The organism is Occallatibacter riparius (assembly GCF_025264625.1).
Lineage (GTDB): Bacteria > Acidobacteriota > Terriglobia > Terriglobales > Acidobacteriaceae > Telmatobacter > Telmatobacter riparius.
Genome location: NZ_CP093313.1, coordinates 881140 through 906737, shown reverse-complemented (window position 1 = coordinate 906737; position 25598 = coordinate 881140). Strand labels below are relative to the sequence as shown.

At 61.7% G+C, this 25598-nt stretch carries 26 protein-coding genes; 13 read left to right on the top strand and 13 right to left on the bottom strand.

Translation table 11 applies throughout. The annotated features are described in order from the left end of the window. Positions 1-283: 283 nt before the first annotated feature. The 3 genes from MOP44_RS03595 to MOP44_RS03585 all read right to left on the bottom strand — a co-directional run bounded on the left by MOP44_RS03595 (position 284) and on the right by MOP44_RS03585 (position 2453). A complete protein-coding gene (locus MOP44_RS03595) occupies positions 284-475 on the bottom strand; it encodes a hypothetical protein (protein ID WP_260794537.1) in 192 nt (63 codons plus the stop codon). Positions 476-546: 71 nt separating this feature from the next. Then, positions 547-1080 (bottom strand): DUF1572 domain-containing protein, encoded by a 534-nt coding sequence (locus MOP44_RS03590; protein ID WP_260794536.1) that lies wholly within the window; start codon positions 1078-1080, stop codon positions 547-549. A gap of 200 nt (positions 1081-1280) precedes the next feature. Beyond that, positions 1281-2453, bottom strand: coding sequence for a glycoside hydrolase family 18 protein (locus MOP44_RS03585; RefSeq protein ID WP_260794535.1), 1173 nt, complete (start codon positions 2451-2453; stop codon positions 1281-1283). A 569-nt stretch (positions 2454-3022) separates the two neighbouring features. On the opposite strand from MOP44_RS03585, the gene MOP44_RS03580 reads away from it, so the two are divergent. Beyond that, on the top strand, positions 3023-3508 hold the full coding sequence (locus MOP44_RS03580) for a DUF1761 domain-containing protein (protein WP_260794534.1): 486 nt from the start codon (positions 3023-3025) through the stop codon (positions 3506-3508). A gap of 155 nt (positions 3509-3663) precedes the next feature. Here the strand turns inward: MOP44_RS03580 and MOP44_RS03575 are convergent, their stop codons facing one another. From MOP44_RS03575 to MOP44_RS03565, 3 genes are read right to left on the bottom strand one after another with little or no spacing between them, the layout of a single operon-like run. Next, positions 3664-5115, bottom strand: coding sequence for a 2-oxoacid:acceptor oxidoreductase family protein (locus MOP44_RS03575; RefSeq protein WP_260794533.1), 1452 nt, complete (start codon positions 5113-5115; stop codon positions 3664-3666). Next, entirely contained in the window at positions 5108-6205 is a 1098-nt protein-coding gene (gene vorB / locus MOP44_RS03570) for a 3-methyl-2-oxobutanoate dehydrogenase subunit VorB (RefSeq protein WP_260794531.1), read from the bottom strand. The genes MOP44_RS03575 and vorB overlap by 8 nt, the downstream gene beginning before the upstream one ends. After that, the gene (locus tag MOP44_RS03565) at positions 6190-6498 is read right to left on the bottom strand and encodes a 4Fe-4S dicluster domain-containing protein (RefSeq protein WP_260794530.1); all 309 of its coding nucleotides are present in this window, start codon (positions 6496-6498) and stop codon (positions 6190-6192) included. Before MOP44_RS03565 ends, vorB begins: the two co-directional genes overlap by 16 nt. Positions 6499-7217: 719 nt before the next feature. On the opposite strand from MOP44_RS03565, the gene MOP44_RS03560 reads away from it, so the two are divergent. Continuing rightward, positions 7218-8600 carry a DNA polymerase Y family protein gene (locus MOP44_RS03560; protein WP_260794529.1) on the top strand — a complete coding sequence of 461 codons (1383 nt, stop codon included), beginning with the start codon at positions 7218-7220 and terminating at the stop codon, positions 8598-8600. Positions 8601-9558: 958 nt separating this feature from the next. After that, entirely contained in the window at positions 9559-9687 is a 129-nt protein-coding gene (locus MOP44_RS03555) for a hypothetical protein (RefSeq protein ID WP_260794528.1), read from the top strand. Between the two features lie 337 nt (positions 9688-10024). Here the strand turns inward: MOP44_RS03555 and MOP44_RS03550 are convergent, their stop codons facing one another. From MOP44_RS03550 to MOP44_RS03540, 3 genes are all read right to left on the bottom strand, one after another. Further along, on the bottom strand, positions 10025-11131 hold the full coding sequence (locus tag MOP44_RS03550; protein ID WP_260794527.1) for a pyridoxal phosphate-dependent aminotransferase: 1107 nt from the start codon (positions 11129-11131) through the stop codon (positions 10025-10027). A gap of 509 nt (positions 11132-11640) precedes the next feature. Then, complete coding sequence (locus tag MOP44_RS03545; RefSeq protein ID WP_260794526.1) at positions 11641-12333, bottom strand: hypothetical protein; 693 nt, start codon at positions 12331-12333, stop codon at positions 11641-11643. Between the two features lie 198 nt (positions 12334-12531). Continuing rightward, positions 12532-12930 (bottom strand): hypothetical protein, encoded by a 399-nt coding sequence (locus MOP44_RS03540; RefSeq protein WP_260794525.1) that lies wholly within the window; start codon positions 12928-12930, stop codon positions 12532-12534. 544 nt (positions 12931-13474) lie between these two features. On the opposite strand from MOP44_RS03540, the gene MOP44_RS03535 reads away from it, so the two are divergent. The 8 genes from MOP44_RS03535 (at position 13475) to hypE (ending at position 19192) form a co-directional block, all read left to right on the top strand. Next, positions 13475-13996 (top strand): hypothetical protein, encoded by a 522-nt coding sequence (locus MOP44_RS03535; protein ID WP_260794524.1) that lies wholly within the window; start codon positions 13475-13477, stop codon positions 13994-13996. Positions 13997-14248: 252 nt separating this feature from the next. Continuing rightward, the gene (hypA, locus tag MOP44_RS03530) at positions 14249-14617 is read left to right on the top strand and encodes a hydrogenase maturation nickel metallochaperone HypA (RefSeq protein WP_260794523.1); all 369 of its coding nucleotides are present in this window, start codon (positions 14249-14251) and stop codon (positions 14615-14617) included. Next, a complete protein-coding gene (hypB, locus tag MOP44_RS03525; protein WP_260794522.1) occupies positions 14614-15297 on the top strand; it encodes a hydrogenase nickel incorporation protein HypB in 684 nt (227 codons plus the stop codon). Before hypA ends, hypB begins: the two co-directional genes overlap by 4 nt. A gap of 63 nt (positions 15298-15360) precedes the next feature. Continuing rightward, positions 15361-16068, top strand: coding sequence for a suppressor of fused domain protein (locus tag MOP44_RS03520; RefSeq protein WP_260794521.1), 708 nt, complete (start codon positions 15361-15363; stop codon positions 16066-16068). A 72-nt stretch (positions 16069-16140) separates the two neighbouring features. After that, positions 16141-16536, top strand: coding sequence for an iron chaperone (locus tag MOP44_RS03515; RefSeq protein ID WP_260794520.1), 396 nt, complete (start codon positions 16141-16143; stop codon positions 16534-16536). Positions 16537-16638: 102 nt separating this feature from the next. Continuing rightward, positions 16639-17007: a HypC/HybG/HupF family hydrogenase formation chaperone gene (locus tag MOP44_RS03510; RefSeq protein ID WP_260794519.1), complete on the top strand. Its 369-nt coding sequence runs from the start codon at positions 16639-16641 to the stop codon at positions 17005-17007. Continuing rightward, on the top strand, positions 17004-18122 hold the full coding sequence (hypD, locus tag MOP44_RS03505; protein ID WP_260794518.1) for a hydrogenase formation protein HypD: 1119 nt from the start codon (positions 17004-17006) through the stop codon (positions 18120-18122). The genes MOP44_RS03510 and hypD overlap by 4 nt, the downstream gene beginning before the upstream one ends. After that, complete coding sequence (gene hypE / locus MOP44_RS03500) at positions 18119-19192, top strand: hydrogenase expression/formation protein HypE (RefSeq protein ID WP_260794517.1); 1074 nt, start codon at positions 18119-18121, stop codon at positions 19190-19192. The genes hypD and hypE overlap by 4 nt, the downstream gene beginning before the upstream one ends. Positions 19193-19240: 48 nt before the next feature. Here hypE and MOP44_RS03495 read toward each other — a convergent pair whose 3' ends face one another. From MOP44_RS03495 to MOP44_RS03480, 4 genes are all read right to left on the bottom strand, one after another. After that, entirely contained in the window at positions 19241-20368 is a 1128-nt protein-coding gene (locus MOP44_RS03495; RefSeq protein WP_260794516.1) for an ABC transporter permease, read from the bottom strand. After that, complete coding sequence (locus tag MOP44_RS03490) at positions 20365-21294, bottom strand: ABC transporter ATP-binding protein (protein WP_260794515.1); 930 nt, start codon at positions 21292-21294, stop codon at positions 20365-20367. Before MOP44_RS03490 ends, MOP44_RS03495 begins: the two co-directional genes overlap by 4 nt. Next, on the bottom strand, positions 21291-22421 hold the full coding sequence (locus MOP44_RS03485) for an HlyD family secretion protein (protein ID WP_260794514.1): 1131 nt from the start codon (positions 22419-22421) through the stop codon (positions 21291-21293). Before MOP44_RS03485 ends, MOP44_RS03490 begins: the two co-directional genes overlap by 4 nt. Positions 22422-22561: 140 nt before the next feature. Then, on the bottom strand, positions 22562-23890 hold the full coding sequence (locus MOP44_RS03480) for an Hsp70 family protein (RefSeq protein WP_260794513.1): 1329 nt from the start codon (positions 23888-23890) through the stop codon (positions 22562-22564). An 82-nt stretch (positions 23891-23972) separates the two neighbouring features. Here MOP44_RS03480 and MOP44_RS03475 point away from each other — a divergent pair, with 82 nt between their 5' ends. Beyond that, positions 23973-24623, top strand: coding sequence for an SOS response-associated peptidase (locus MOP44_RS03475; RefSeq protein WP_260794512.1), 651 nt, complete (start codon positions 23973-23975; stop codon positions 24621-24623). A 103-nt stretch (positions 24624-24726) separates the two neighbouring features. After that, positions 24727-25533 carry a ferredoxin--NADP reductase gene (locus MOP44_RS03470; protein WP_260794511.1) on the top strand — a complete coding sequence of 269 codons (807 nt, stop codon included), beginning with the start codon at positions 24727-24729 and terminating at the stop codon, positions 25531-25533. Positions 25534-25598 lie beyond the last annotated feature (65 nt).

The following is a 25598-nucleotide window of genomic DNA, read 5'->3' as shown; positions in this document are numbered from 1 at the left end:
GCTTAAGAAATGCCTTGATAAGCGCGCCGGAGGCGCAGAGTTTGTTAGCCCCGCGCTTCAGCGTGGGGAAACCGGCCAAGGAGATGGGAGTCCCGTAGGGACGTCGCTTCCAGGAAGTGCACCTTGGAAGGCGAGAAATGAACGGGCACGAATTCGCAGCTTGCTGAGAATTTCTGATTGAACAGGTCTTGTATCAGGGGCTGCCTTCAGGCAGCCCGCATGCCGCTTCACCGGTTGAACCGGGGCTTTAGCCCCCGAGGGAGGGGCGGCCCAATGCCACCATTCAAATCGCCCGCAGAACCCGCGCCGGAAGGAAAATAATCGCGCCCACCAGCTCCAGCGCTCCACCCACGGCAATCCCCACCAGCCGGAAGGGAAGCAACAACAGCCATACAATGGGGTAGAGCACAAGCGCCGCCAGCGCCAGCGGCCAGCACAGCACAAACAGAATGCACCACAGCAGAAACTTGATCATCACAACCTCGCGTACCGACCTCTCCGGCCTTGTGATGAATTACGCAAAGCGCCGCTCGTCGGTTCCAAAGCTCAAGGCCGCGCCGGCCCGCTATGCTCAATCCGCCCCGTCTTGTTCAGCTCCCGATAAAACCCCAGATCCCGATCGCTCAGCATCTTCGTGATGTAAGCAATCTGCCCATAGTGCAGCGCAAAGTGCTCCGTCACGTGATAGATCGCCTCGAGCCCGGTCGTGTTGTAGCCCTGAATGTCATACCTCTTCAGCAGATCGTCTTCCGTCAAATCATTCAGCACCGCAGCCACGCGCTCCATCGTTGTAGCCAGCGTCTTCACCAGCTCCTCGCGCCCAATCCCCTCCGTCCGGCTGAACTCCGCAGGCCGGTCGCGGCGATCATCCGCATGCGCGAACGAACCGATGATCCACTGCGTCACATTCCCGTTCAGATGCAGCACCAGGTTCCCAATGCTGTTGCTCGACGAATTGGGCCGCCACCAGATCTGCTCATCCGTCAGCGACTCCACGCAAGTCCGCAGCCGCGGCCACGACTGCTCCAGCAGCATCTCGCGCGTCGCGCGCACAAATGTCGTCACCATTCCGTTCTGCATCTCTGATTTCCTTTCTGACCGTCCGGCCCTTCGTTCAACGCGAAACTTCCCCTGCCCCATCCTGTCGATTTTTTCCGTCGACAGGGTGGGAAACCACTGAACCCCAACCCGGTCTGCGCTTGCCACACCAGGTCTGCTCTCCCAAAGAGGTGTCATCCGGAGCGAAGTCGAGGGATCTGCGGTTGCCGTTGCCTTTGCTTTTACTTCTGTCCGTCCCGCAGACAAGCATTCAGCGCCTTCAGCAGCGTTCCCTCCGCGTCATCGCTCTCCAGATCCCACACCATCATCCCCGCCAGCTTCTTCTCATGCACATACGCGCACTTACCCTTGAGCGACTCCGGATCCTCATACGACACAAACGTGCGCGTCTCCGCGTTATAGAGATACGGCACCTTTGCTACCGGATCCCAGAACCGCGTATACCCATGCCCAATCATCGACGATTGAATCGCGCCGAACTGCGCATAAACATTGGGCGCGGGCTTGCCCGGCTGATACAAACCATTCGCCGTCGCCGGCACATCTCCCCACGCGTGCCCATAGAAAGGAACACCCAGCACGAGCTTGTCCGCAGGCACGCCGGCCTTCTCAAACGCGCGCACAGACGCATCCCCCGACTCCTTCTTGGGATCGTTGGGATTTGTATACAGCGCGGCATGATGTCCCGTAGTCGGCTCGCTGCCCGGCTCGTAGTAGTCATACGCCATCAGGTTCACCGTATCCACCGCGCGCGCAACCTTGTTCATCTCCGTATGCTCAAGCCACGCCGGCGATGCCCCCGCCGCAAGCGTGAGCAGGAGCCGCCTTCCGTTCTTCTTCGATTCAACATCGAATCGCGCCCGCAACTCGCCCAGCAGCGCCGTGAAGTTCTGCGTGTCCTCAGGCCGGAAGTCGCTCCCACCGGGATTCTGGTGGCAGTCTTTGGAATAACCCGCGCCTCGCCTCGCCGGATACTCCCAGTCGATATCCAGCCCATCAAGCTGATTCTGCGCAATGAATTCCGCCGCGGAATCGATAAACCGCGCGCGACTCTCCTTTGTGAGAGCCGCATCGGAGAAGTTGCACGACCACAGCCACCCGCCCACCGACACCAGCACCTTGAGCTCAGGATTCTCCTTGCGCAGCGCCGTCAAAAACGCGAAGTTCTCCGCGTCATGCGAGAACCCCGTCACGACGCGCCCGCCCTCGATATTGGCGAACGCATAGTTGATGCGCGTCATGCTGTGCGCATCCACCTGTCCCGCAGTCAGCGCAGCATTCTGCGGAAATACATACATCACAAGCAGCGGCGCAGCCTTCCGCGAAGCCGCGAACGCGGCCCCCGATACAGCAACGATCGATAAGAATGAAAACAGAACTCGTCGCAAGAGCATGCAAGCAGTCTAGAGCATGCACTCCGAACACCCTGTCGTGCCGAGCCCTGGAGCTGAACTACGGCAGATGTATCCGTGGGTGGGAGGCCTTGCATCAGGGCATGACTCTACAGTGTGCGGAAGAACACTCAGCGAGTGCGCTTCGTATCAGGGGCTGCCTTCAGGCAGCCCGTATGCCACTCCACAGGTTGGACCGGGGCTTTAGCCCCCGCCTGAATTTCGGCTCCAATAATTGACTTGTCACTCTGAGCAGCCTCACTCGCGTCCCGCAACTTGCGTAGGGAATGAAGACGAGCTTACAGAAGGCCACATCTGCACGCAGCGTCACTCATAGCCCCATAGGGGCGGCAGGATACTAGCCCAGGACGAAGTCCTGGGTCGGCTGCCCCAAAAAATCTCCGGAGCCCCGTAGGAGCGGCGCGAACACAGCCTCCTTGTTCACGAAGCCCCCGCATTCGCCGATCGAAATCCCCGCAGAAACTTCAAATAGTTCCAGTGCCGATGTCGAAATCAGCCCATCCTCCCCGTCATCGATGTGAAGACACTAACTTCCCCACCAGGAGATGAGCATGACTTGGTTCAAGCACATCCTTTTGCCGGTAGCAGTTGCGGTCATTACTGCAGCCGTGATCAGCGCAGTTTGGTACAGCCCATTGGTATTCGGAAATCAATGGATAGCACTGCGCAGTCAAGCCTTGCATGTCGCTCCAGATTCCTACATCGCACCCTGGAAGAAGGCCATGGAATTTCTGCGCGAAGTTCTCGTCGCCTGTGTCCTGCTCTACTTCGTGCGTCAGTTGAGGATCACTCGCCTGGTGAGCGCGTTGAACTTTGGGTTTTGGGTCTGGCTCGGGTTTCCTGTGTCGATGCTGATAGGGAGCAGCCTCTGGGACAACAAGCCGTGGGCGCTCAGTCTAATCCACGGTGGCGACTGGCTGGTAAAGATGCTGGCCATGTCGGCCATGATCGTCCTCACACATCGCTTCACCGCGTCTCGGCAGACCGCCGCGATCCAGTCTCTTATGCGCTCCCCGGCAGGGGCAGCACGAGACTAGCCGCTCATGATCCTTCGCCTCGCAATAGGGAATGGAAATGGGAGCGGATTGCGTCTGGCCGGAGATCGGCTATTTTCGAAGGAGGCCCGAGGAGCACCCCCACCCTCCCGGAGGGAGGCGCGAAAATAGCCCGGGGCGGGAGCCCCGGTGCCTGCTCAAATCACCGCCAGCGATCCGCAATAAATCTCCCGCCCGCGTTCCAGCGCCCTCTCATCCAGTTCGTACCACCGCGCGCTCTTCACCAAGCGTTTCAACGCGGAATCCACACTCGCCTGCGGCAGCGCCCCTGTGATCTCCAGCAGCGCGCCCAGCATCACCATATTCGTAATGCGCGCATCGCCGATCTCATCCGCCACGTGTGTAAACGGAATGGAAAGCTCGTGCACATCGCTGCGCACGCAGTCTGCGGGAATCGCATCTCCGTTGTACAGAATCCACCCGCCCGGCCGCACCGTCGCCACAAACTTGCGCAGCGAGGGCTCGTTCATCGCAATCAGCATATTCGGCGACGACACCATCGGCGAATCAATCGTCTCGTTCGAAATCCGCACATGGCAGTTCGATGTCCCCGAGCGCATCTCCGGCCCATACGACGGCAGCCACGACACCTCGAGCCCCGCATCCAACCCCGCTTCGGCCAGAACCTCGCCCAGCAGCAGCACGCCCTGACCGCCGAATCCCGCCACCCGTACCTGCAGATCCACCGCCTTCGCCGCGCCCTCTGGCACATCCACAGCCGGATCATCCTCGGGAATATCCAGCAGCCGCGGCAACTCCTCAAGCGGGGGCGCTGCAGCCGGCATCGCGTGAACGCGCGCTTCCTTCGTGCGGTCGCACAACACGCCCAGCGGATACGTCTTCTCCATCACGTCGCGCACCCAGCGCTGCGCATCCACTGCCGACATCTTCCAGATCGTAGGGCACGGCGAAAGCACTTCGATCAGCGAGAACCCCAGTCCCTTCACCTGGTTCTCAACGCCGCGCTTGATCGCCCGCGCCGCCTGCGCAATCTGTTTGTTGTCGCCCAGCCCCACGCGCTCGATATAAACCGGCGCCTCCAGTGTCGCCAGCATCTCGCTCACGCGCAGCGGATAGCCTTCGTTCGCGGCGCTGCGTCCGCACGGCGTCGTCGTGCTCTTCTGCCCGATCAGCGTCGTCGGCGCGGCCTGCCCGCCCGTCATCGAATAGATCGCATTGTTCACGAAGATCACCGTGATGTTCTCGCCGCGATTCGCCGCGTGCAGAATCTCGCCGGACCCAATCGCTGACAGATCCCCATCGCCCTGGTAGCTGATCACCACGCTGTGGGGCCTGCTGCGCTTCGCCGCGGTCGCCACCGCGGGCGCGCGTCCGTGCGCAGCCTGAATATTCCCCACGTCGAAGTAGTAGTACGCGAACACCGAGCATCCCACCGGGCTGATCAGAATAGTCCGATCCTGAATGCCCATCTCATCAATCGCCCGCGCCAGCATCTTGTGGATCACGCCATGCCCGCACCCCGGGCAATAGTGCGTCTGGTGCTGCAGTTCGCCCTTGCGCTCATAGCTTGCATAGAACGACTGCGCCTTCTCATGTGCAATCGTGAAATCTGCGACGTCCTCACGCATGGACCATCTGCTCCTTCTCCTGTGCGGAGATGTTGTGGCAGCCAAAATCGCTCGCGAGCTTGCGAACCATGCAAAGGACCTCATCGTGCGAAGGCACATTGCCTCCACAGCGCCCATAGAACTCCACGGGCCGCATTCCATTCAGCGCAAGCCTCACGTCGTCCACCATCTGTCCCATGCTCATTTCCACTACGGCAAACACAAGCCCATGGCCGACGGCCTTACGCAGGGATGCGGCAGGGAACGGATAGAGCGAGATCGGCCGTATCACCCCCACGGGGATGCCCTCCGCGCGCGCCTCGGCCGTGACGGCCTTGAGAATGCGCCCCACGATTCCATAGCCCACGAGCACGATCTCCGCATCTTTCATGCAGAACTCTTCAACGCGCGCTTCGTGCTGTGCACTTTGATACTTCGCTTCCAGCCTGCGATTGTGCTCTTCCAATTCATCAATGCCGATATGCAGCGACGTAATCAGATTCCCGCGCGTCTCTCGATGGCCCGTCACTGCCCAGGCCGGCGGTTCCGGCAAAGTCGCCGCTGCATGAAACTCCACCGGCTCCATCATCTGTCCCACAAAACCATCGGTGAGAATCACAACCGGCGTGCGATATCTGTCGGCCCAATCGAACGCCAGTGCCGTCAGATCCGCCATCTCCTGCACGGAATAGGGAGCCAGCACCAGCGTGCGATAACATCCGTTCCCGCCGCCCTTCACAACCATGTGATAGTCGCTCTGCTCCGCGGCGATGTTGCCCAGCCCCGGCCCTCCGCGGCTGATATCGGCAATCACGCATGGCAACTCCGCTCCGGCCATGTAGCTGATGCCTTCCTGCATCAGCGCAATCCCCGGGCCGCTCGAAGCCGTCATGCACCGCATCCCGGCCGACGAAGCGCCATACAGCATGTTGATCGCCGCCACTTCGCTTTCTGCCTGCAGAAACACTCCGCCGGCCTTCGGCATATACAGCGCAGCAGCCTCAGTTATCTCGCTCGCCGGGGTAATGGGATACCCATAGAACGCGCGGCACCCGGCAAGAATCGCGCTCTTCATCAGCGCATCGTTGCCCTTCATCAGTTGCTTGCGCATGCCATGCCTCCCCCTGCCGACTGACCGCCCAGCGTTCGATCCACAGCAACCGGCCGCTTCAACACCGCGCGATAAACCGTAAGCGCACCCGGCTCAGGGCATGCCAGGAAGCAAATCCCGCATCCTGTGCAGCCCCTGCCCGCGTACACCGCCGTGCGATAGCCGTAATGATTCAGCCCCTCGCTCAGGCCAATCACCTTCGGTGGGCATGCCTCAATGCACAACCCGCATCCCTTGCACTCCGCTTCGTCCACGCGGAGCAGTCCTCGATCCAGCTTTTCCTGAGCGTTCATCGCTCCTAACCTCGTGGCTTCCGGCCTATCGGCGCTGCGTATCGCATACTGGCGCAGCCGCCCCAGCCCAAAACCCCAAGTATGGTCCTCCCTGGGGGAAGCACTCCGCTGTGACAGTCATCACCCGCCGGAGTAGCCGCCGACACAAATAGCGCGGTTCACAAATCGCCCCTCAGGCTCCTCGCGCGCACAAAAATAGGCGCGGCAAGCGCCGCGCCCGAGGGAAGGTTGTGTATGCTCTGCCCGTTAAGACGGAAATGTCCGATCGCGGGTTTACGTGCCCAGGCCGCTCAATCTCACAAATTGCGAAACGTGGAATTCGAGCGCAGCTCACCCGCGCCCTGATTCAGCCCAAATCACAGGATTTCCCTTGAATCCACCCGCAGAAGTCTCTGATCTAAACTTCGTGACGGCTGAATATGTCGTCTTTCTCGCGGCAAGGACACTTCGCGCAGCCCAGGCAGCAGACCAGCAACACTGCTACCCCCGCTGTCACAACCAGTGCCAGAAGGCTCCCGCTCGACATCAACCATTGAATCAATGTATGCATAACAGGCTCGTGCTATCCACGACTCCCTCTTGATCAGATGCATCCCCGTTTCCGGGTGCTGTTTCCTGTCCCAATCACTTCTCTGCGGTGCTGTGCGAATCAGTTTAGCATTCGAAAAACTGCATTAGCCATACGCCCGCCCGAGATTTGATTGCGCGATAATCCCACCATGGAACAACCCAGCGATACTCGGAATTCTGACGGTTTAGACGTGCCGGCGCCGGGGTTCGTTTCACACGCTGAAAGCAGAGAGGTTAGGTCCGATTCCCAGGGCCCCCACCTCAACTGGCTCTTCGTCGACCTCAATTCCTACTTCGCCTCCGTCGAGCAGCAGGACCGCCCCGAGCTGCGCGGCAAGCCCGTCGGCGTCGTCCCCATGCTCGCCGACACAACCGTCTGCATTGCCGCAAGTTACGAAGCCAAAGCCTTCGGCGTCCGCACCGGAACCGTCGTCGCCGACGCCCGCCGCATGTGCCCCGGCATCGTCTTCGTCGAAGGCCGCCACGAGCTCTACACCGAATACCACCATCGCGTTGTCGAAGCCGTCGAAAGCTGCCTCCCCGTTACCGCCGTCTGTTCCATCGATGAGATGGCCTGCCGCCTCATGGGCCGCGAGCGCCCCCTCCTCGCCGCCCTCGAACTCGGCCGAAAAGTAAAATCCACCATCCGCGCCCGCGTCGGCGACTGCCTCCGCAGCTCCGTCGGCCTCGCCACCAACCGCTACCTCGCCAAGGTCGCCAGCGACATGGAAAAGCCCGACGGCCTCGTCGCCCTCCCCAAAGACATCCTCCCCGAGGCCCTCGCCCGCCTCACCCTCCGCGACCTCCCCGGCATCGGCGCCAAAACCGAAAAGCGCCTCAACGATAAGGGCATCACCACCATGGCCCAGCTCATGGCCCTTGATGCAGACCAGTCCGGCCAGCTCTGGGGATCGGTCTGGGGCACCCGTCTCTGGCACTGGCTCCGCGGCGAAGACTTCGAGATGTCCGAAACCGACCACCTCAAGTCCATCAGCCACCAGCACGTCCTCTCCCCCGACATGCGCACCCGCGACCAGGCCTGGGCCGTCGCCCACAAGCTCCTCCACAAGGCCGCTATGCGCCTCCGCTCCAACCACCTCTGGGCCTCCGCCGTCGGGCTCGCCGTCGGCTTCTCCGTGCCCCGCGCCTCAGATGGTTCCCCCACCCCCGTCTCCAGCTTTGGTGTCCCCGCCAAAGGCTTCCACGCCGAACTCCGCATCACCGAGTCGCAGGACAACACCACCCTCATCGCCGCCCTCCGCAAGCTCTGGGACCAGCAGCCCGCCGGCGGCCCTTCCAACACCCCCTACTTCGTCGGTGTCACCCTCAACGGCCTCATCCCCGACCGCCTTCACACCCTCTCCCTCTTCGACGCTACCGAAGACGAACAGAGCCGCGCCAAGCTCCTCAAGGTCATGGACCAGATCAACAACAAGTACGGCCTCAGCACCCTCGCCCCCGCCACCATGCTCACCGCCTGGAAGGCCGCTCCCACCCGCATCGCTTTCCACAGCATCCCCGACCTCTTCTAAACCCTCGCCCTCGCTTTTGCCGTTGCTTTTCCCGCAGAGAATCTGCTTGTCCTAACCTCCGCTCGCCACACCAAGCCAGCTCTCCCACCCAAGTGTCATCCCGAGGCGAAGCAGAGGAATCCGCGGTTGCCCTTGCCTTTGCTCTTTACGCGTTACCCCACGACCCCGGGGTGCACCCACTTTGTAACTTTGTCACTTTGTAACTCTGCAACTCCCAACACTGCGGACCGCGGTCACGCCCTCCCAAACCAGAACCAGCCGAGCTTCTGTAACGTTTTCGGGATTCCCGCCACAACTAACCGTGACGGCTGTCACCTCAAAGGGTGGCGGTCTGGAGCGAAGGTAATTACCAAGCGCGAATGGAACGCGCCGCCGTATTTACCGCGACCCGCATCGTTTCCATCACCCACATCGTCTTCTGGGCAGGCAGGTCCGCGTCGTTCATCTACTCGGAAAGGGCCGATCCATGGTTTGTCGCAAATGCGGTGCCATTAATGCTCTCCGCCGCGAAAGCAGAGAGGGCTTTCTTCAACTCAAGGTCTTGCCCCTCTTTGGCCTCTACCCCTGGGAATGTGTCATGTGCCGGAAAGTCGCCTTCTACCACAAGCACTTTCCCGATCGAGATGCGAAGCACTCTGCTTCCCAGTCGCCAAACCCCGCCAGCCAGGCCCGGCACAACGCTCCGGCATCCACCCGGCCTGTATAAAGAGCCGAAAAACAGCTTCGAACTTCGTGCACCAGGCAATGGAGTCCTGCCCTCATCCGGCAGGTAATTTCCGCCGGTTCGCTGGTAACACCTGTTTTTCAGTCTCTTGATCGCTTGCGCGTTGCTGAATTAGCTCGTTAGACTCCGCATTTAGGGTCCATCTCATTCGATCAGGATTTCCCCATGATCTGCCGGAATTGCAAACAGCCCTTTCTCGAGCGACGCACGAGGCGCGGAATCCTTGAGAGATTTGTGTATTCCCTCTTCGGCTACTACCCGTGGCGATGCACCCTCTGCAATACCGACGGCATGTACCGCGGCCGTCTCGAGCCCGAAAGGGAAGCCCCCCACGCTCCCGCCGACGACCTCGGCAACGCCTAATCGCCAATGCCCAGCCGGAACCTAACCTCCGCGCGCGCCGTAGGTGCGCGATGAATTCTCTCACCAGCCCGCCAATGTCAGGCTGCTGAAGATCCATAGCGGAGCAGCCAAATCAATCCCTCACCGGCACTCTGGCCGCGAAGCGGCAGTCAGCCGCACCGCAGGTGCCAGGAGAAGCGCGCAGCGCACACTCCTGGGTCCGCCAGCCTCTAACCTCCGCGCGCGCCGTAGGTGCGCGATGAATTCCCTCTCCAGCCCGCCAATGTCAGGCTGCTGAAGATCCATAGCGGAGCAGCCAAATCAATCCCTCACCGGCACTCTGGCCGCGAAGCGGCAGTCAGCCGCACCGCAGGTGCCGGAGCCGCGCACACGCCTCATCCAGCGCCGCATCCTGCTTGGCAAAGCAGAACCGCAGCAGGTTCTCGCCCCGCCCTTTGCGGAAGAACGCACTCCCCGCCACCGCCGCCACACCCGTCTCGCGCAGCAGCGTCCGCGCCTTCTCCGCCGCATTCGCCCCCGCCAGCGGACCAGTCTCTGCCAGCACGTAATACGCGCCCGCCGGAACCGTCGGGGTCAGCCCCGCCTCCCGCAGTGCCGACACAATCCGTTCCCGCTTCGACTGGTGATCCGCCGCGATCTGCTGGTAGAAGCTCGCCGGCAACTGCTCCAGCCCCGCTGCCGCTCCGTGCTGGAACGGTGCAGGCGCGCACACATATGTCAGGTCGTGGAAGTAGGCCATCGCCCCCATCCATCGCGCGTCCGCCGTCACGTACCCCAGCCGCCAGCCCGTGATCGAGAAGGTTTTCGAGAACCCCGAGATCACAATCGTCCGCTCCCGCATTCCCGGAAGCGTCGCGGGCGCAACGTGCCGATCGCCGTCGTAGACGAAGTACTCGTAAATCTCATCGGTAAACAGGAACAGGTCGTGCTCCAGGCAAACCTCGGCCACCGCCTCGGTCTCCGCCTGGGTAAACACCTTGCCGCTCGGATTCGCCGGCGTATTCAGCAGGATCGCCCGGGTCCGCGGCGTAATCGCCGCCCGCAGAGCATCCACATCCAGCGCAAAGTCGCCATCGGCCAGCGCCACCAGAACCGGCGTCACCCGCTGCGACTTCAGCGTCGCCACGTGATACCCGTAGAACGGCTCGAACAGGATCACCTCGTCGCCGGGATTGAGCAGCGCCATCGCCGCCGCATGCAGCCCCGCCGTCGCCCCCGACGCCACCAGCACCTCGGTCTGGGCGTCGTAATCCAGCCCATAGTCGCGCTGCTGCTTTTCGGCAATCGCCGTGCGCAGCCGCGCAATCCCGTCCATCCGCGTATAGATGTTGTCGCCCCTCCGGACCGCCTCAAACGCTTCGGCCTCCACCGGCTGCGGAACCGGCGTATCGCACACCCCCTGCGCCAGGTTGATGCCGCCAATGGCGTCGCACGCGGTAGTCATCGCGCGAATCTCCGACTGCACAGCGCCAGGCGCCAGCTCACTCAAATGAAGACGGGAAGGGGTAGCAACAGCAGAATGGGACACCAGATTTGATTCGGCCACGGGGAAGTCCTTTGCCACCATACTACCGAACCCGTCCCACAAATTTGTCATTCTGAGCCGCAGGAGAAGAACCCGCTTTTGCCCTTGCATTTGTTCTTGCTTTTCTTGCTGTCATTCCCAGCGGGAATCTGCTATTCGAGCGGGTGCCCCCGTCGCCTCGCATTTGGGGACCGGGGTTGGATGTAAGCTCGAACGTCAAGCCCGCTCCCCCAACAGAAGTGTCATCCCGAAAGTCCGCGCGCCTTCTTCAGCGGACCGAGGGATCCGCAGTTGCTTTTCGCCACTTCCGAGTAGGCTGCAATACACATCTGATCCTGTGCTGCTTACTGCGCCTACCGTTCCAAATCGCCAATCACCAGCATGATCAGCATTTGATTTTTGTCGATCTGAACCTCGCCTCCGCCCCGCTACGAAATCCACCGCATCGCTGCCCAATTCTGCCGCTTCCATTGCCCATTCTCTAGCGCGAAAGCGATCCAAAACCCCTCCCCGCATAGTCCGCCGCACCAATGCGTGGCATACACAAGAGCCACGGTATGGTGCTCGTTGAAATAGACCTCGCTAAAACCGTATAGAGCGGGCGCGCCTTTGTACTTGGCCCTCGCTGCCTCGTCGGCCTTCTCCCAACGCGTGTTCTGGAACTCAGCCTGTTCCGTTGGCGTCAGAAGATGGACCGGAACCGTCGTCTGCCAGGCAGTCGCGCTCAGCGACAGGACCTCATGGCAATGAGCATCGAAGTCTTGGAGGATTTCCTTGAAGTCCTGCTCGCGAGCTTTAGGAGGATGCACTCCATTGTGCGGGTTCATGCCCCAATCGTGTCCTGCATTCGCCGTGGGGCGTTCCCGACACGGCTGATCCAGAGGCACTGCCAGAACCGTTGTGTCTTGAACTAGCCACAGATCGTGCGGCCAACCTGCACCGACCGTTTCGCCGAGAGGCATCAGGCTCGAGTAAATCAGGTAAGAGTCAGAGGCGCGGTCGCTCGGCATTGGGATCGGCGCGACTTGTTGGGCACCAGGAGGAGCGCTCTGGCTCAGGAGAGTGACGGGGAGTAGCACAGCAAGAAACCAAACTGGTCGGAGTAGTCGTCTGCGTCTCATCTCGAAGGAGAGTCTACGACAGTGCGGCGGTCGGCGTGTCGGTACCCAGTCCCTGGCATTTGGGGACCGGGGTGGGATGCAAGCTCGAACGTGAGGCTCGTTCCCCCACAGAAGTGTCATCCCGAAAGTCCGCGCGTCGTCTTCAGCGGACCGAGGGATCCGCAGTTGCTTTTCGCCAGTTCCGCGCAGTCGCCGATTTCACTCTGGATCGACATTCCTGACTTCCGCATTCTTCAGCCGAAGCAAGCCGCAGTGCCTACACCGACGGGTAAAAAAAGGATCGAAGGCAAAAGCCGAAAGAAAGAAACGCTCTGCACATCTCGGACAAGGCCAGGTTCCCATCTCCCAGACGAAGAAGAACCATTGCGCAAGGAACGCAATGACAAGCAGTACGAACGAACCGGAGATTGCGACGCGCACAACGACCGGCGAATGGGGATCACTCAATCTAGAGAAGAGTAAGAGAACAGAAACGGCAAGCCCACCCGCGAGTGCAGATAGACGGATCAGAAGACGCCGCCTCTCCGCGTCGAAGCAACTCCATTGTTCGCGGTAATCGCCAGTGCTGACGAAGCCCCCGGGCCGCAACTCGTCCATGGCCGCAATGTTAGCCGGTTTGCACGACCCAGGTCATGATTCTGCACGCCCTCGCCGTGAGCCGAGCGCAGGGTGTCCTTGGTTCCTAGCCTTTGGGGATCAGGGCGGAGCCCAACGCCGGGCGTCGGCTGTGCTCCTTCAAGAATCGTTGTCAAGTCCCCCCCCGCATGTGGAAAACCGACTTAAGTTCATGAATCCAATCATTCCAAAATGTGGAAAACTAATTGCGGATAACTCTTCGAATTTGCTAGCCTATTAATAGGAGCAAAAAACAGTGCCCGCCGGACCCCAATCCGGCGGGCATTTTCTTTTGCCCGATCGCTGCCTTCCAAGGAAGCGGGTGCCCCAAGTTCCTCTTGGGCGGGAAGGAACTTCACTCACCACGAATCTACTGTGCGCCACCCGGCGAAGCAGCAGTTCGCCGCACCCCGGGCGCCGGGTGCCCCCGGTCCCTAGCTTTTGGGGACCGGGGAGGGGACTCCCGCGCCCGCACAACTCACCGCGACCGGGTGAAACCACAACCACATTTACGAAAGGTACAACCATGACCACGACCATCACACCAGAACAAGCCGTACAGCACTGCCTCGACGCCTACAACAAAGCGTGTGCCGAAGACGACGCACGCAACGACCACAGTCCTGAATCTCTCGCCCGCGTCAACCGAGCCTACCGCCGCGCCATGCCCTTCCTAACCCCCGCCACCATCGACGCCTTCCTGGCCTGCGTCACCCATGGCCTGGTCCTCGAAGTCTTCACCACCGCCGAGGCCGCAAAACTCCTCTACGCCACACAGATCGCCGTAGGCTCCCGCCGCACCAACCAGCACTCCAAATCACCGCAGCCCCAACCAGCAGCCACCCCCACCCCCCTCCCCCCTGCGGCAACCCTCCGGCAGACGCCTGCAAAGGCCTCAAAGGACGACACAAACCACGTCCAGGCCATGCTCGAGCAGATCCTGTCCGGCAAGACCATGCCCGAGGCCCCCCTGGCTCCTTGGAAGAAGGCACCCCCCACCCCCTCCCCCCTCACCAAGAGCGGCCTGGGAGTTCCAACCGCCAGCTAACCGCCGAGTAGCTGACCGGCTGACACGCTAACTAGCCAAAGGAGCCTCCTGACACTCCATCACCCTGTCGCTTTACCCCACGCCAACGAGCCACACAGGATATCCCTGCCCAAAATCCCCTGACTGTCCCATTGTCCCTGCATTTGTATCCCCTACTCCCCAAGCCCTAATCCCAAATCCCTGCCTTTAGCCTCATCCCAAGTGAGCCAGATCACCCGCCCACACCCCTCCCCCGGCGTAGAATCCCATTCGATGCATGAGCTTTCCATCGTGACCAGCGTGGTCGAGTCGGTCACCGAGTCCCTCGCGAACTATCCCGGCGCCCGCGTGCTCCAGGTCCGCCTCCGCGTCGGAGCCCTCTCCGCCGTCATCGAGGACTCGCTCCAGTTCTGCTACGGCATCGCCATCGAAGGCACCCCCCTGGCCGCCTCCAAGCTCGTGGTCAACACCGTCCCCGTCACCGTCCACTGCCAAGCCTGCGGACGCGACGGCGCGCTCCCAAGCCTCCAGCACTTCCACTGCCCGCACTGCGATGCGCCCGCCACCGACGTCCGCACTGGCCGCGAGTTGGAGATCGAATCCATAGAAATCGAAGACGCCCCGGAGGTTGTCGCCCCATGACCACCCGCATCGTAGAACTCCGCCAGGGAATCCTGAAGAAGAACGACGAACTCGCCCGCCAGCTCCGCGCCCGCTTTGAGGCCGCCGGCGTCCTCGTCCTCAACCTCGTCTCCAGCCCCGGCACCGGCAAAACCGAGTTCCTGCAGAAGACCCTCACTGCCCTGCGCCAGCAAGGCTTGCGCGCCGCCGCGCTGGTGGGCGATCTCGAGACCGACAACGACGCCCGCCGCCTTGCCGCCAGCGGCGTCCCCGTCCGCCAGATCAACACCCACGGCATCTGCCACCTCGAAGCCGAGATGGTGCGCACTCACCTCGATACGTGGGACCAGACCCGTCCGGAGGACCTCGACTACCTCTTCATCGAGAACGTCGGCAATCTCGTCTGCCCCTCCAGCTACGACCTTGGCGAGCGCATCCGCGTAGCCTTGCTGTCCGTCACCGAGGGCGAGGACAAGCCGCTCAAGTACCCCACGCTGTTCAACTCGGCCGACGCCGCCATCATCACCAAAATCGACATAGCCGAGGCCGTCGGCTTCGATCGCGAAGCCGCCATCCGCAACATCCGCGAAATCCGCCCCGGCATCCGTATCTTCGAAACCTCTGCCAAAACCGGCGCAGGTATGCCAGAATGGCTCGACTACCTGGGCAAGCAGTGCACCAAGCGGCTTCAACGCTCGTGACTGCGCCCATTCCGCACGTCGGATATGGGACGATCTGGGTTGACCTGCACGGGGAGAAGAAACATGGGCCTGTTCGACAGATCCGGCAAAAAGCCGGAAGCAGATGTCTCACCAGGTGGATCGACGATTCACCGCTATTCCAATGAGGATTGGAAGCAAACGCAGATAGGCTTTGTAGAGAAATCTGCCGAGTACGGAAAGATACGCGACGAGATATATGAGCGCCGATTTGGCGAAGCCACGCAGGTCTGGCATGAAGTCATTCGGCTCGTCCCGCACATTGATGTGTTTGAGTACAACCGGCCCAAGTTAGGCGACGGAGTCTGCACGCTGGTGACGTCGGGGATGAGCGATTTGCCCATGAACACCGGGCACAAGCCCGACGTGCCAAGGCGCGTTGAAATCATCTTTTATTGCCGCGAGCCGCGCAAGGAATACTCCGATTTCATGCGCTGGCTGGCCCATTTTCCGCATGACCTGAAAACATGGATCGGCGCATTTCATACCATCCCGAACGGGAATCCGCCGGAATCCCTCTGGGGCACCGAAATGGACACCGCATTCTTCCTGCCGCCCCTCGTGAAAGCCGACCAGAATCTCAGCGAGGAGCTGGTCCTCGACGGCGATCCAGTCGAATTCCTTTGGCTGACCCCTTTGACATCCCGCGAATGCGATCTGAAGCTGACGCAGGGAGCGAATGCGATTCTGGACCTTTTTCAGCAGCACAAACACCCATTCGTCTTCGATCCAAACCGGAAGAGCTACGTCTAGCGGGCCTCGGAGAAGATGATGCGAGCGAGAATTCCAGAGCTCCCCAAAAAATTGTCAGACGGGAGGAGAACTATGAAATCCGTCAAGTCCACCGCCAACGGCACAGCCGCCGTCGAAGCCTATCTCGCCCGCGTCCCCGAGCCCGCCCGCACCACGCTGGAGAAGGTCCGCGCCACCATTCGCGCCGCCGCGCCCAAAGACGCCGAAGAGTGCATCAGCTACGGCATGCCCGCCTTCCGCTACAAAGGCGCTCTCGTCGGATACGCCGCCTTCAAAGAGCACTGCAGCTTCTTCCCCATGTCCGCCTCGCTCCTCGACGACTTCGCCGACGACGTAAAGACCTACCGCACCGCCAAAGGCACTCTCCAATTCGCTCGGGACAAGCCCCTGCCCGCCGGCCTCGTGAAGAACATGGTCAAAGCCCGCGTAGTCCAGAACCAGGCCAAAGCCATAGCGAAGCAGAAGTAGAGGCACCTGACTCGCAGTGGCCGCGCGCATGCGCCACCGGTGATTCAAATCACACCGCATCATCCTCCGGCAGGCGTATAAACCCTTCCAGAGAGGTCCGCAATGTGTCTCGCTATCCCCGGCCGCGTAGAGGAGATCACCAGTGACGGCCCGATCCGCATGGGCCGCGTCAACTTCGGCGGCGTGGTCAAAAAGGTCTGCCTCGACTACGTCCCTGAAATCGCCGTCGGCGACTACGCCATCGTGCACGTAGGCTTCGCCATCTCCAAAGTCGACGAGGCTACCGCAGAGGAGACCCTCGCCACCTTCCGCGCCATGGGCGTCCTCGACGAAGAGCTCGCCACCGAAGAAGAAGCCTTCGCCCGCGCCGCCGATCGCCCGCAATCCAACTGCCCGGACGGAAGCTGCGCCCTCCCCGATTCCGCCACCTCCACCGAGCCGCAGCTTCTCGGAAAGAAGTACCGCCAATGAAGTACCTCGACGAGTTCCGCAACGGCGAAATCGCCCAGCGCGTGGCGCGCGAAATTCACGCCATCACCACGCGCCCCTGGAAGATCATGGAAGTCTGCGGCGGCCAGACCCACTCCATTATCAAGAACGGCATCGACCAGATGCTGCCCGTCGGCGTGGAAATGGTCCACGGTCCGGGCTGCCCCGTGTGCGTCACGCCGCTCGAACTGATCGACAAAGCCTTGGCCATCGCCGCGCAGCCCGGCGTCATCTTCTGCAGCTTCGGCGACATGCTGCGCGTTCCCGGCACCGACAGCGATCTGTTCCAGGTCAAAGGCCGCGGCGGCGACGTGCGCGTCGTCTACTCCCCGCTCGACGCCGTCGAACTCGCCGTCAAGAACCCTGACCGGCAAGTCGTATTCTTCGGCGTAGGATTCGAAACCACTGCGCCCGCCAACGCCATGAGCGTGCACCTGGCCAAACGCCGTGGCCTGAAGAACTTCTCGCTGCTCGTTTCGCACGTCCTCGTTCCGCCGGCCATCGACGCCATCATGTCCTCGCCCGGCAACCAGGTGCAGGCGTTCCTGGCCGCCGGACACGTCTGCAGCGTCATGGGCTACTGGGAGTATCCGCCGCTCGCCGATCAGTTCAATATCCCCATCATCGTCACCGGCTTCGAGCCGCTCGACCTGCTCGACGGCATACGCCGCGCCGTCATTCAACTCGAACGCGGCGAGCACCACGTCGAAAACGCCTACGAACGCATCGTCAGCTACGCCGGCAATCTCGAAGCGCAGCGGCTGCTCTCGGAGGTATTCGAGACCACAGATCGCGCCTGGCGCGGCATCGGCGTCATCCCGCGCAGCGGCTGGAAGCTCAACGCCGCCTATCGAGACTTCGACGCCGAGGAGCGCTTCCATATCTCGGGCATCCGCACCGTCGAGTCGCCTCTCTGCCACGCCGGCGACGTTCTCCGTGGAGCCATCAAGCCCGGCGAGTGCCCGGCGTTCGGCAAGGAGTGCACGCCACGGCGCCCACTCGGCGCAACCATGGTCTCCAGCGAAGGCGCCTGCGCCGCCTACTTCAACTACGGCCGGTTCTTGTCGTTTGAACAATTAGCAGGAGCAGGACGATGACAACCGATACTGCCGCCACCATCGACCTCTCCACCTGGTCCTGCCCGCTCCCGCTCGCCGACTACCCAGAAATCGTGATGGGCCACGGCGGCGGCGGCAAACTCGGCAACGAACTCGTCGAGCATCTGTTTCTGCCCGCCTTCCGCAACGCCGCCCTCGAAAACCTCGGCGACGCAGCGGTCTTCGATCTCGCATCCGGCCGCCTCGCCATGAGCACCGACTCGTTCGTCGTGCAGCCGCTCTTCTTTCCGGGTGGATCCATCGGCGCGCTCGCCATCAACGGCACCGTCAATGACCTCGCTGTCTCCGGCGCCGAACCAAAATTCCTATCGGCAAGCTTCATTCTCGAAGAAGGCTTTCCGTTAGCGCAGCTCGCCGCCATCGTGCAGGAGATGTCTGCTGCTGCAAAGACGGCAGGTGTACAGATCGTCACCGGTGATACGAAAGTCGTCGAGCGCGGCCACGGCGACGGCGTCTACATCAACACAACTGGCGTTGGGCTGCTCCGTGCAGGTATATCGGTAGGGCCAGCACTCGCCGAGCCAGGTGATGCCATCCTCGTCTCCGGCACCATCGGCGATCACGGCATGGCCATCATGAGCGTCCGCGAAGGCCTCGAGTTCGAAAGCCAGATTCGCTCCGACTGCGCGGCCCTCAACGGCCTCATCGCCAACGTGCTCTCGGCTGCCGGCGGCGCAGTCCACACCATGCGCGATCCCACGCGCGGCGGCCTCGCTTCCACACTGAATGAGATTGCGTCAGCCTCGAATGTGGGCATCGCCCTCGACGAGCGCGCAATTCCAGTTCGCCCCGACGTCCGCTCCGCCTGCGAACTGCTCGGGCTCGATCCTGTCTACGTTGCCAACGAAGGCAAAGCCGCCTTCATCGTCGCGCCCGAGTGCGCCGACGTAGTTCTGTCGGTGTTGCAGGCGCATCCGCTCGGCCGTGAAGCGGCGCGCATCGGCACCGTGACCACGGATCACCCGCGCATGCTTGTGGCACGCACCGCCATGGGCGCTAACCGCGTCATCGCCATTCCGGTAGGCGAACAACTGCCGCGCATCTGCTAATTCACCCGCAAAGTAACCGCCTGTGTTGCGCGGACCTACTGGTTTGACTCAACCCTGGTTGTGCCGCACGAACTGGCGTGCCGCAATCAGAATCGCCGCGCAGCCCATCAGCGTCAGAACAGCGCCATCGCGCCACAGGTCGCCAATACCTGCGCCCCGCAGAATGATGCCGCGCAGAATGCGAATGTAATACGTCGTCGGGATAATCGCACTGATCGCCCGAAAGAATGGCGGCATATTCTCAATCAGAAAGATGTAGCCAGAGAGAAAGACCGACGGCAGAATCGTTCCCATCGCAAGCTGGAACGCCTCTGCCTGCGTGCGTGCCTTGGTTGAAATCACAAGTCCGAGACCCAGCACCGTCAGCAGAAAAGGCAGCGACAGAATCAGCAGCGTCAGCACATTGCCGTTGATCGGCACCAGAAAGATGATCCGCATGACGATAAGAATCGCGCAGAGTTCGCCGAAAGCCATCACGCCGTAAGGAATCATCTTGCCCACCATCAGACCGAGCGGCGCAACAGGCGTCATCGTCAATTGCTCCAGCGTGCCGCGTTCGCGCTCCCTCACCAGGCTCAGTGCGATCAGCAGAATGGTCATCACCTGCAACAGGATTCCAATCAGGCCGGGAACAAAGAAGTTCGCCGAGCGCGTGGCCGGGTTGTAGAGCACCGAGGGCCGCACTTCGATGGGCAGCGCGCCCGTGGGCAGCACGCGCGCCAGCGACTGCTCCATCGCAACCCCTGTGGACGTGCTGACAGCCTGCGCTGCGAGCGTGGAATCCGATCCATCGACCAGCACCAGCACAGAAGCCGTGCCGCCATTCTGCAACTGCCGCGCGTAGTCGTATGGAATGCGCACGCCGACACGCGCCCGCCCGCCGCGGATCGTCTCGTACAGCGCATCCTTCGACGCCACGCTGCCCTTGATCGCGAACACATCCGACGCAGCAAAGCGCTGGATGAGCTGTCGGCTCTCCTGGGTCTGCGACTCATCGAGAATCACCGTTGCGATCTGGCGAATGTTCGTGTCGATTGCGAAGCCGAACAGAAACAGCTGCAGCATCGGGATGAGCAGCGCAAAGAAAAGCGTGCCGCGGTCCCGCACGATGTGCAGCGCCTCTTTGCGGCAGATGGGAATGAGGCCGCGGAACATGTTGCTGAACGAGGCCTTCATTGCGACGTCTCCTGGATCTTGTATGTCAGCGTGACAAAGACGTCTTCAAGCGAAGGAACGATCGGCTCAATCTGCGCCTCCGTCAGTCTTCCGCGCAATTCCTCCAGCTTGTCCACCTCGACAAGCGCGTGAATGAACTGGCCGAAAATAGTAGCCTCGCGTACACCGCGCATCTGTCGCAACCTGCCCAGCAGAGCCGAGGCGTTATCCGTCGCAATCTGCACGCGCGTAGTGCCATCCGGATTCGCCTCAGGAAGCTTCTGCAACTCGTGTACAGTGCCCAACGCCACAAGCTTCGACAGATAGATGTATCCGACTCGGCCGCAGCGCTCAGCCTCATCCATGTAATGCGTGGTGACGAAGAACGTGACGCCCTCGCCGGAGAGGCGAAAGAGCAAATCCCACAACGCACGGCGCGCAACGGGGTCGATTCCGGCGGTGGGCTCGTCGAGAAAAACAACTTCAGGCGAATGGATGATGGCGCAGGCCAGCGCCAATCGCTGTTTCCATCCGCCGGAAAGCTGGCCCGCGCGGCGATCGAGATACTTCTCAATCCCCGTCAGGTCGAGGACTTCTTTCTTCCTCTGCTCAGCCGCCGTGCCGCTGATGCCGTAAACGCCGGCGTAGAACGCGATGTTCTCGCCCACCGTGAGATCTTCATAAAGCCCGAACTTCTGGCTCATGTATCCAACACGGCGCTTGATCTCCGGCGCGTCCTTCACCACATCCATGCCCAGGATGGTGCCGCCTCCCGAAGACGGCTTGAGCAAACCGCAGAGCGCCTTGATGATGGTGGTTTTGCCGGAGCCATTGGGCCCGAGGAAGCCGAAGATCTCGCCCTTCCGCACGGCAAAGCTCACGTCGTTCACAGCGGTGAAGGAGCCGAAGCGAATCGTCAGCCGATCTGCTGTGATGGCTTCAGTCATTGCAGTCGCACCGTAGCGGCCATGCCCGACTTCAGCACAGCCTGTGCATTGTCGACATAGACCTTGACGCCGAAGACCTGGTGCTCGCGATCTTCGTGCGTCTGCACGTTACGAGGCAGAAACTCCGCCTGTGACGCGATTTGGCCGACGTGGCCCGTGAAGGCCCTTCCGCCAAACGAATCAACTCGCACCTGCGCCTGCTGTCCCAGTCGCACGCGCGCCAGATCGGTTTCGGGCACGTAGATCTTCACCCAAAGCTGCGAGGGCTCAAGGAGCGAGAGCACGATCCGTCCGGGCGGAACGAGATCCCCAGGCCGGATACTGACGGTCTCGACCACCGCATCGGCAGGCGTCTTCAGTTCGCACTCGTTCAGTTGCGCATCCAACTCAGCGGCGCGGGCCTGCGCCTGCGCGAAACGCCCGCGCGCTGCGTCGACGTCCTCACGCCGCGACCCTTTCACTGCAAGGACGCGCGCGGCGTCAGCTTGGTGAAACCTTTGCTCGGCGGCCCGAAGATCTTCAGGACGAGTGCCCGCCTGCAGGAGTTGCAGTTGCTGCCGCGCCGACTCGGCCTTTTGCGCAGCCGCATCGCGGCGGTCGCGTGCGTCATCGAACTGCTGCCGTGAAATGGTGTCGGTCGCCATCAGTTGCTCCATCCGCTTGTAGAAGGCCTCCGCGTTCGCTGTATCGGCCTTGGCAGCGGCATACTCAGCCTGTGCCTGGTCAATCTCCTGCTTGCGCGGACCGTTGCGCGCGGCATCCAGTGCCGCGCTCGCCTGCTCGGCCGCAGCCTTGGCCTGCGCAATCTCTTCAGGTCGATTGCCACGCACCATGCGCTCCAGGTCGGCCTGTGCTTCCGCAATCGCTGCCGCCGCCTCCGCACGCTGCGCCTTGAGCTGGTCGCATTCGAATCGAACCAGAACGGTTCCGCCCCGGGCGGTCTCGCCCTCTTCGACAGAGACCCCCACGACGCGGCCGCCAACCTTGGAACCGATCTGGATCTCGCGGGTCTCGATTGTGCCGGAGTATTCCAATGCAGCGTGGCGCGCGCGGATCGCAAGCACCACCCATACTGCAGCTATCAGGACTACTGCTGCCGCCACGATCACGACAATCCGCCGTCTCATCCCGCCCCCTGCTTGTACTTACGCCGTCCCGGCGTCATGGTTACAAGAAGAGTGGGCCGGCGCATCGGAATGCTGTTTCGGTTACGTACAGCAAGCCTAACGCAGGAATTCGCCGAATCACGTGCTTGCGAACACTTCAGTCAGCGAACGTTCGCGGCCGCGCGCAGCGCCAGCCCCTGCGCCACGGAGGTGAATTCGTTCCCTCCGCGGAGCTTCTCCTGGCCAAAACGCGTAATGAAAATCCGGCGGACAGCGGGTACGAACGAACTTCCCCCGGTCAGGAAGACGCGGTCAACATCGCCCGCCGACACGCCGGCACTGCGCAGCAGAGCGTCCACACTATGTTCAATCGCGGCGAGATCATCAGCGATCCAGGTTTCGAACTCGGCCCGGGTAACGGGAATTCGAAGATCAATTGCTCCGCCATGAATGCCGCCATCGCGAAAGCGGAACTCGGCGCGCTCGCTTTGCGACAGCTCGAATTTCACCTGCTGGACGGCCTGGTGAAGCTGATAGCCGAGATCCCCATCTATGACGGCGATGAGCGCTTCGATCTTCTCCGGCTCCAGCGCGCGAGCCAGAGCACTCTTCAGGGTCTCTCGTACGTTGTTGGTGCGTAGAAACGAGAGGTAGTGCCAGCGTTCCAGGTTGGCGTAAATCCATGCCGGAACAGCCGGCAGAATCTTGTTCAGCGAACGCGCCTCGGAGTTGGACCCGAGCGCAGGCGAGACGAGCTTGCGGATGATGCGTGCGTCGAAGGCGTCTCCTGCCAGTCCCACGCCGCTGTTGCCCAATAGATCGTCGGGCCGACGGCCGCGGCGCCTGACACCGGGTCCCACCCGCAGCAGGGAAAAGTCACTGGTGCCGCCGCCGAAATCGCCGATCAGGATCAGTTCGTCACGGTCCAGCGTCGCTTCGTAGGCGTAAGCAGCGCCCACAGGTTCGAGCTCGAACTCCACTTCTTCGAATCCCGCATGGGTGAACGCCTCGCGCAGCCGAGCGACCGCGAAATCGTCGTCCTCCTCTGACTCTGCGCCGACAAACCGCACCGGCCGCCCAACCGTGGCCCTGCGAATCGGATGGCCGAACTGCGCTTCCGCATGTTTGCGCAGATCGGTGAGGATACGCGCAACCAGCTCTTCTATCCGATGGCGGCGCCCGAAAACCTCGGTGCCCGTCAGCGAGCGGCTGGGCAAATGAGACTTGAGCGACTGAATCAGCCGCCCCTTCTCCTCCGCATCGAGGTAGCGCTCAATGGCATCAAGTCCCGAGTAGCCGTGCACCCGCCGCATCCCGGTCGAGGACTTGTGCTGCTCGAAGTACAGCACGGAGCGGCAGGCAGGCGTCTCCTGCCCGCGCAGCGAGAAGCGCGCCAGCCGTACTTCCCCGCCGGGCTCCAGCAGAGCCACTGCGCTGTTGGTGGTGCCGAAGTCGATGCCGAAGAGGGGAGGATGACCGGTCGGTCGCATCTGTTCATTATTTCGCAGGTGGCTTTGACTGACGTCCCTTCTCTCATGGAGCCGCATCGCCGATCATCTACACTGACGTTGCATGTGTGGCCGCTACCGCAGACGCTCTGATAAGCAGCGCATCGCTGAGACCTTTCACGTGGGAATGGATCTGGGGGAACTCTCCTTGGAGCCGGAGGATGACATCGCTCCCGGGTCAGTCCAGCCCGTCGTGCTTGTGGACGACATGGGCGAACGTGAGATTGCTCTCATGCGCTGGGGATTCAAGCTGCCGGATCGTCATCTCTTCAACGCGCGCTCCGAAGGCATTGAGCGTGCATCGTTCTGGAAAGACTCCTTTCAGGAGCGGCGCTGCATCGTTCCAGCGGACTCATTCTTCGAGTGGTCGGATACGGGGCAGAAGAAGAAGGCCAAGTATGAAATAGCGATTCCCGGCCGCGAGCCATTCGGAATGGCCGGGCTCTGGAAGCCGTGGAAGAACCCCAAGACCGACCAGTGGGAACGGACGTTCGCCGTCATCACAGGCGAGCCGAACCAACTCATGCAGCCTGTTCACGATCGCATGACCACCATCCTCGATCCTCGCGACTACGAAGAATATCTGGCTGCCTCAGACCGCCCGCCGCTCCACCTGCTGCGCATCCTTTCACCGGAGCAGATGCGCCTGAAGCGCGTGGACGAAGCCGAGCCGACCGAGGCGCAGATGAGCCTCTTCGGTCCGGAGGGAAGTTGATCGAGCGACCTTTGACATGGTCGCTTGCCTGTGCGGCTGTGGGGCATGAAATACTGCTGAGTGCAGTCCAGCGGCACAAACTCCTCGCCCGGTGGTAATTGTCTTGGAAAGAAAGCTGTATACTGCCCGTCTCGATCGTAAAGTCTGTATCTCTGAAAGCGCCCAGTGCTTCCACTTCGAATTCGTCATCGACGAACTCGAGAGCTTCCCATTCACCGCGGGCCAGTTCGTCTCGACGGTGGCTACCGACCCGAATGGCAAGCAGCAGACGCGCGCCTACTCCATTGCCTCTGCGGCACGCGGGAAGAGCTTTGACCTCTGTGTGAACCGGGTGGAGGGCGGGTTCTTCTCCAATCACCTGGCCGACCTCACCGATCTGCCGCCGGGCGGCACGGTCAAGATCCACGGCCCTCACGGCCACTTTATTCTGCGCACGCCGATTACGGACTCGATCCTGATCGCCACCGGGACAGGCATCGCGCCCATGCGCGGATTCGTGCAGTGGCTGTTCCCAGAAGACGGCCCGGACCGCAGCGAGGGCAGGGATATCTGGCTGGTATACGGCACACGGCACGAGACCGAGCTCTACTACCAGGAAGAGTTCGAGGCGCTGGCTGCGAAGCATCCGAACTTCCACTACCTTGCTACGCTCAGCCGAGCGGGTGACAGTTGGACCGGTCTCCGCGGCTACGTACAGGACCACGTTGCGCGGATCGTCGAGGAGCGGGCGGCGCGCCTGGGGCAGACGCTGCCCGTGGCGCCCATCGATCCGGCCACGCCGGCCAGTGAGCTGAACTTCGACATCTACGCCTACATCTGCGGGCTCAACAACATGGTCAGCGGGGTTCGCGAGAAGCTGGCCGGGTACGGCTGGCATCGCAAGCAGATCATCTTCGAGCGCTACGACTGAAGCCAGCGCATCCAAGAAGTTGCTTTAGCTGTTTGTGCTTCTCGCGGCGGGGCGGCTGCGGATGC